This is a genomic window from Mycobacterium sp., assembly GCF_049278535.1.
GTDB lineage: Bacteria > Actinomycetota > Actinomycetes > Mycobacteriales > Mycobacteriaceae > Mycobacterium.
Genome location: NZ_JBAPMI010000054.1, coordinates 34,025 through 40,194, shown reverse-complemented (window position 1 = coordinate 40,194; position 6,170 = coordinate 34,025). Strand labels below are relative to the sequence as shown.

Below are 6,170 nucleotides of genomic sequence, written 5' to 3'. Positions count from 1 at the left end.
GCCGATCACCTTCATCGACACCCCGGGTCACGAGGCGTTCACCGCCATGCGTGCCCGCGGTGCGAAGGCCACCGACATCGCCATCCTGGTGGTCGCCGCCGATGACGGCGTGATGCCGCAGACGGTGGAGGCCATCAACCACGCCCAGGCGGCCGACGTGCCGATTGTGGTGGCGGTCAACAAGATCGATGTCGAGGGTGCCGACCCGGCCAAGATCCGCGGGCAGCTCACCGAATACGGTTTGGTGGCAGAGGATTTCGGCGGCGAAACGATGTTCGTCGACATCTCCGCGAAGGCCGGCACCAACATCGAGGCGCTGGAAGAGGCGGTTCTGCTGACCGCCGACGCCGCCCTGGACCTGCGGGCCAACCCCGACATGGAGGCCCAGGGTGTGGCGATCGAGGCGCACCTGGACCGCGGTCGCGGACCGGTGGCCACCGTGCTGATCCAGCGCGGCACGCTGCGGGTCGGCGACTCGATCGTCGCCGGCGACGCCTACGGTCGTGTCCGGCGCATGGTCGACGAGCACGGCGAGGACGTCCACGAGGCGCTGCCGTCACGGCCGGTCCAGGTCGTCGGCTTCACGTCGGTGCCCGGCGCCGGCGACAACCTGCTGGTTGTCGACGAGGACCGGATCGCCCGCCAGATCGCCGACCGCCGCAGTGCACGCAAGCGCAACTCGCTGGCAGCACGCTCGCGCAAGCGGATCAGCCTGGACGATCTGGATGCCGCGTTGAAGGAGACGTCGCAGCTCAACTTGATCCTGAAGGGCGACAACTCCGGAACTGTCGAAGCGCTGGAAGAAGCCCTGCTCGGCATCGAGATCGACGACGAGGTGGAACTGCGCGTCATCGACCGCGGCGTCGGTGGTGTCACCGAGACCAACGTCAACCTGGCGTCGGCATCGGATGCGATCATCATCGGCTTCAACGTCCGTGCGGAAGGCAAAGCCACCGAGCTGGCCAACCGTGAGGGCGTCGACATCCGCTACTACTCGGTGATCTACCAGGCCATCGACGAGATCCAGAGCGCGCTCAAGGGCATGCTCAAGCCGATCTACGAAGAGAATCAGCTGGGCCGTGCCGAGATCCGCGCGCTGTTCCGGTCGTCGAAGGTCGGCATCATCGCCGGCTGCCTCGTCACCAGCGGGATCATGCGCCGCAACGCCAAGGCCCGGTTGCTGCGGGACAACATCGTGGTGGCCGAGAACCTCACGGTGTCCTCGTTGCGGCGGGAGAAAGACGACGTCACCGAGGTCCGCGATGGTTACGAATGCGGTCTGACGCTGACCTACTCCGACCTCAAAGAGGGCGACGTCATCGAGACCTACGAGCTGGTGGAAAAGGAGCGCGTCTGAGTATGAGCTTCGACAAGTTGACCTTGCGGCATGGCTGACCCGGCGCGGGCGCGCCGGCTTGCCAAGCGGATCTCCGAGATCGTCGCATCGGCGATCGAGTACGAGATCAAGGACCCGGGACTGACTGGCATCACGATCATCGACGCCAAGATGACCGGCGATCTGCACGACGCAACGCTCTACTACACCGTGCTCGGCGCGACGTTGAACGACGAGCCCGACTACGACGCGGCGGCCGCGGCGCTGGAGCGCGCAAAGGGCGTGCTGCGCAGCAAAGTTGGGGCCGGGACCGGGGTGCGCTTTACGCCCACGTTGACATTCACCCGCGACACGGTGGCCGATTCCGTGCAGCGGATGGAGGAATTGCTGGCGCGAGCGCGCGCCGCCGATGCCGACGTTGCTCGCGTACGGCAGGGAGCCAGACCGGCCGGCGAGGCCGATCCGTACCGGGTGAGCGACGCGGAGCATGATGACATGGGGGCACCAACCGTTAACGGGGAAGGCGCCGGTGACGACGACCAGCTCGAAGACTGACCCGACCGCACAACGCGTCGACGCTGTCGGCGCGGCCAAAGCGCTGGACGCCGCGGCCACGGTCGGTGTCGTCTGCCATGTCCATCCGGATGCCGACACGATCGGCGCCGGGTTGGCGCTGGGCCTGGTGCTGGACCAGTGCGGCAAGACCGTGGAGGTCAGCTTCGCGGCGCCGGCCGCGCTTCCGGAGTCGTTGCGGTCGCTACCCGGCGGCCGGCTTCTGGTCGACCCCGCTACCATGTGCCGCGACGTGGATCTGGTTGTCACCGTTGATATTCCGAGCATGAACCGGCTCGGCGACCTGCGCGACATGGCCGGCGATGGGCACGAGGTGCTGGTGATCGATCATCACGCGTCCAACCAGATGTTCGGCACCGCGAATTTCGTTGAGCCGTCGGCGGACTCCACCACAATGATGGTCGCCGACCTGCTCGACGCGTGGGGCAAGCCGATCGACACCGACGTGGCCTATTGCCTGTATGCGGGCCTGACCACCGACACCGGGTCGTTCCGATGGGCCAGCGCACGCGCTTACCGGTTGGCGGCACGCCTGGTCGAGATCGGCATCGACAACGCGGCGATTACGCGTTCGCTGATGGACACCCATCCCTTCGCTTGGATGGCGCTGCTGTCGCGGGTACTGGGCTCGGCTCAGTTGGTGCCCGACGCCGCCGGAGGCCGCGGCCTGGTATACGCCGTCGTCGGAAACCAGGAGTGGGTCGGCGCACGCCCGGAAGAAGTCGAGAGCATCGTCGACATCGTGCGCACCACGCAGCAGGCCGAGGTGGCCGCGGTGTTCAAAGAGATTGAGCCGCAACATTGGTCGGTGTCGATGCGAGCCAAGGCCGCGGTAGATCTCTCAGCTGTCGCCTCGACGTTCGGTGGCGGTGGCCACAAGCTGGCCGCCGGCTATTCCACCACCGGTTCGGCCGATGAGGTCGTTTCTTCGCTGCGCGCCGCTCTAGGGTGAGCGCGCCGGGCCAGCCGCAGGCGGGTGGCCGTCAGATCGCCAGATTGGCGCTACCGGCGTTGGGCGTGCTGGCCGCCGAGCCGCTCTATCTACTCTTCGACACCGCGATCGTCGGACGGCTGGGTGCGCTGAGCCTGGCCGGATTGGCAATCGGGGGACTGGTTCTCGGCATGGTCGGTTCACAGCTGACCTTTCTGTCGTACGGCACCACTGCCCGCTCGGCTCGCCATTTCGGTGCCGACGATCGGCCTTCGGCCGTGGCCGAGGGCGTGCAGGCAACCTGGCTGGCGATGGGATTGGGTGCGCTGATCGTCGTCGTGGTGCAGGCCGCGGCGCAGCCACTGGTGTCGGTCATCGCGGGATCGGACGGTATCGCGAGAGCGGCGCTGCCCTGGTTGCGCATCGCGATCCTGGGTGCACCCGCAATTCTGGTGTCGCTGGCCGGCAACGGCTGGTTGCGCGGCGTGCAGGACACCGCCCGCCCGCTGCGCTATGTGATCGCGGGCTTCGGGCTTTCGGCGCTGTTGTGTCCGTTGCTGGTGTACGGGTGGCTGGGATTACCCCGCTGTGGATTGGCCGGGTCGGCCATCGCCAACCTGGCGGGCCAGTGGTTGGCTGCGCTGCTCTTCGGGCGCGCGCTGCTGGCCGAAGGGATTTCGCTGCACATTGACCGTCACGCGCTGCGAGCCCAGATCGCGCTGGGCCGCGACCTGCTGCTGCGAACACTGGCTTTCCAAGCCTGCTTCGTCTCCGCGGCCGCGGTGGCGGCCCGCTTCGGCGCCGCTGCGGTAGCCGCCCACCAGGTGGTGCTGCAGTTGTGGAGTTTCCTTGCGCTGGTTCTTGATTCGCTGGCGATCGCCGCGCAGTCGTTGGTCGGTGCGGCGCTGGGCGCCGGTGATGTCGCGCTCGCGACAGGCACGGCCCGGCGGGTGACGGCGTCATCGGCGATCGCGGCCACCGCTTTGGCCGCCGTGTTCGCCGCCGGTGCCCCAGTGCTGCCTGAGCTTTTCACCGATGACAGGTCGGTGCTGGCCGCAATCACAATCCCGTGGTGGTTCCTCGTCGGCCAATTGCCCTTGGCAGGAGTGGTTTTCGCACTTGACGGGGTATTGCTCGGCGCCGGTGATGCCGCGTTCATGCGGACTGCCACCGTGGTGAGCGCGCTGGCCGGATTTCTGCCGCCGATCTGGCTGTCGCTGGTGTTCGATTGGGGGCTGACCGGTATCTGGTCGGGACTGACCCTGTTCATCGTGCTGCGCCTGATCTTCGTCGGTTGGCGTGCGCTGTCGGGTCGCTGGGCGGTGGCCGGAAGATGACAAGTCAGCGCGAGCGGATGCTGCGCGGCGAACCGTATCGCGCAGATGATTCCGAATTAGTGGCCGCCCGCAAGGCATGTCAGCGTCTACTCGAGGAGTTCAACGGCAGTGCAGCAGGCGACCAGCAAAGCCAGCATGTGCTGCGCCAGTTGATCGGATCGCTGGGTGAAGGCTCCGTCATACTTCCACGATTGCAATGTGACTACGGCGCCCAGATAACCATCGGCGCGGGCTGCTTCATCAACTACGACGCGATCCTGCTGGACTGCGCCTCGATCACGATCGGCGATAACGTGTCGATCGGCCCACGCGCACAGCTTGTTACGGCACTGCATCCGGTCGACGACTACGAAGCCCGCCGAGCGGGCTGGGAGTCTGCGGCTCCGATCGTGCTCGGCGACAACGTATGGCTCGCGGCCGGGGTGATCGTGTGCCCGGGAGTCAGTGTCGGTGCCAACTCGGTGATCGGCGCGGGGAGCGTCGTCATCGACGACATCCTGGCAGGCGTGCTGGCGGCGGGTAACCCGTGCAGAGTCATCCGAGAACTCGTTGATTGACCGCAGCACTCTGTGCCAGCGGCGTATTAACCGCGGCGAAGTCCTGACGCCGCCGGGCTTTGCGGTGATTTCTGTTCGGCTTCTGACAAATAAGTGCGCGCTGCAACAGCGCGCGGCGGCGATTCAAGGTCACAATATGAGCTGACACCCACATCGACCCGAAAGGCTCCCGCGCGATGTCGAATGCAGGTCTCCAGTTTGGTGTTCTGGGACCGTTGCAAGCGAGTGCCGACGGCGTCCCGGTGCCGTTGGGTGCCCCCAAGCAGCGAGCAGTGCTGGCCATGCTGCTGATGAACCGCAACCGGGCGGTGTCGGTCGACGCGCTGATCGATGCGGTCTGGGACCAGTCGCCGGTGCCCGCCGCCCGGACCAGCATCCACTCCTACGTGTCGAATCTGCGGCGCCTGCTCGGAAGTTCAAGCCGCGACCCCAACCGGGTCCTGGCGAGCGTTCCGCCGGGGTATCAGATCAACGTCGCCGATGCCGATAGCGATCTCGGACGCTTCGTCACCGAGAAGGATGCCGGAGCACACGCGGCCGCCAGGGGGCGGTTCGAAGATGCCAGCGCCCACCTGTCGGCGGCCCTGGCCGAATGGCGCGGGCCGTTCCTCGACGACCTTCGGGAATTCGCCTTCGTCGATACCTTCGCCACTGCGCTGGCCGAGGTCAGAGTGGCGGTCCAAACCGCTCACGCCGAAGCCGAGATCGCCTGCGGGCGTGCCGACACGATTATCCCGCGCCTGGAAGTGCTCAGCACCGAACATCCGTACCGCGAGCGACTGTGGGCTCAACTGATCACCGCCTACTACATCGCGGAACGCCAGTCCGACGCCCTGAACGCCTATCGGCGACTGAAAGACAACCTGGCCGAAAATCTCGGCATCGACCCGGGTCCGACCGTGCGAGGCCTGCACGAGCGCATTCTGCGCCAAGAACCTCTGGACAACTTGCGCGCCGCGCAGACCACCGCCAAGCACACCGTTGTCGAGGCCATTCCGGTTACCGGCACACTGGTCAGCCGATCGCCCAGAGCCGAGCTACTCGGGCAGGACGGTCAGCGCTTTAAGTTGGATGCGTCGACCAGGATCGGGCGCCTCCCCGACAACGACATCGTCCTCGACGATGAGAACGTCAGTCGGTACCACGCAGTGATCATCGATGCCAGCGGCAGTTTTGTGATCAGCGACCTGCGATCGACTAACGGTGTCTTGCTGCACGGCCGTAGAATCCGGGGTAGCGCCACCCTCGCCGACGGCGACCAAATCCGCATCGGCGGCCACGAATTTACCTTTGAAATCGTCGCTCCGTGAGCCTGTTTTCGCAGGCTGACCTGCGACGCAAGGATTTCGCAAGAATCCATGTAGCGCGCCCCAAGCTATCGAATGCAAACTGGTGATGTCGGAAAACGGAACCGACCCCAGCGACGGAATCAGCTC

At 66.0% G+C, this 6,170-nt stretch carries 6 protein-coding genes; all 6 read left to right on the top strand.

Annotated elements, in window-relative coordinates:
• Positions 1-1,357, top strand: a 1,357-nt coding sequence (gene infB / locus WAO18_RS03285; RefSeq protein ID WP_422203853.1) for a translation initiation factor IF-2, incomplete at its 5' end; no start/stop codon positions are given.
• Positions 1,358-1,387: 30 nt separating this feature from the next.
• The gene (rbfA, locus tag WAO18_RS03280) at positions 1,388-1,891 is read left to right on the top strand and encodes a 30S ribosome-binding factor RbfA (RefSeq protein ID WP_422203851.1); all 504 of its coding nucleotides are present in this window, start codon (positions 1,388-1,390) and stop codon (positions 1,889-1,891) included.
• Positions 1,866-2,861 carry a DHH family phosphoesterase gene (locus WAO18_RS03275; protein ID WP_422203849.1) on the top strand — a complete coding sequence of 332 codons (996 nt, stop codon included), beginning with the start codon at positions 1,866-1,868 and terminating at the stop codon, positions 2,859-2,861. The genes rbfA and WAO18_RS03275 overlap by 26 nt, the downstream gene beginning before the upstream one ends.
• Positions 2,858-4,177, top strand: coding sequence for an MATE family efflux transporter (locus WAO18_RS03270; protein WP_422203848.1), 1,320 nt, complete (start codon positions 2,858-2,860; stop codon positions 4,175-4,177). The genes WAO18_RS03275 and WAO18_RS03270 overlap by 4 nt, the downstream gene beginning before the upstream one ends.
• Positions 4,174-4,734: a sugar O-acetyltransferase gene (locus tag WAO18_RS03265; protein ID WP_422203847.1), complete on the top strand. Its 561-nt coding sequence runs from the start codon at positions 4,174-4,176 to the stop codon at positions 4,732-4,734. Before WAO18_RS03270 ends, WAO18_RS03265 begins: the two co-directional genes overlap by 4 nt.
• 176 nt (positions 4,735-4,910) lie before the next feature.
• Positions 4,911-6,044 (top strand): BTAD domain-containing putative transcriptional regulator, encoded by a 1,134-nt coding sequence (locus WAO18_RS03260; protein WP_422203845.1) that lies wholly within the window; start codon positions 4,911-4,913, stop codon positions 6,042-6,044.
• The last annotated feature ends 126 nt before the right edge of the window (positions 6,045-6,170 follow it).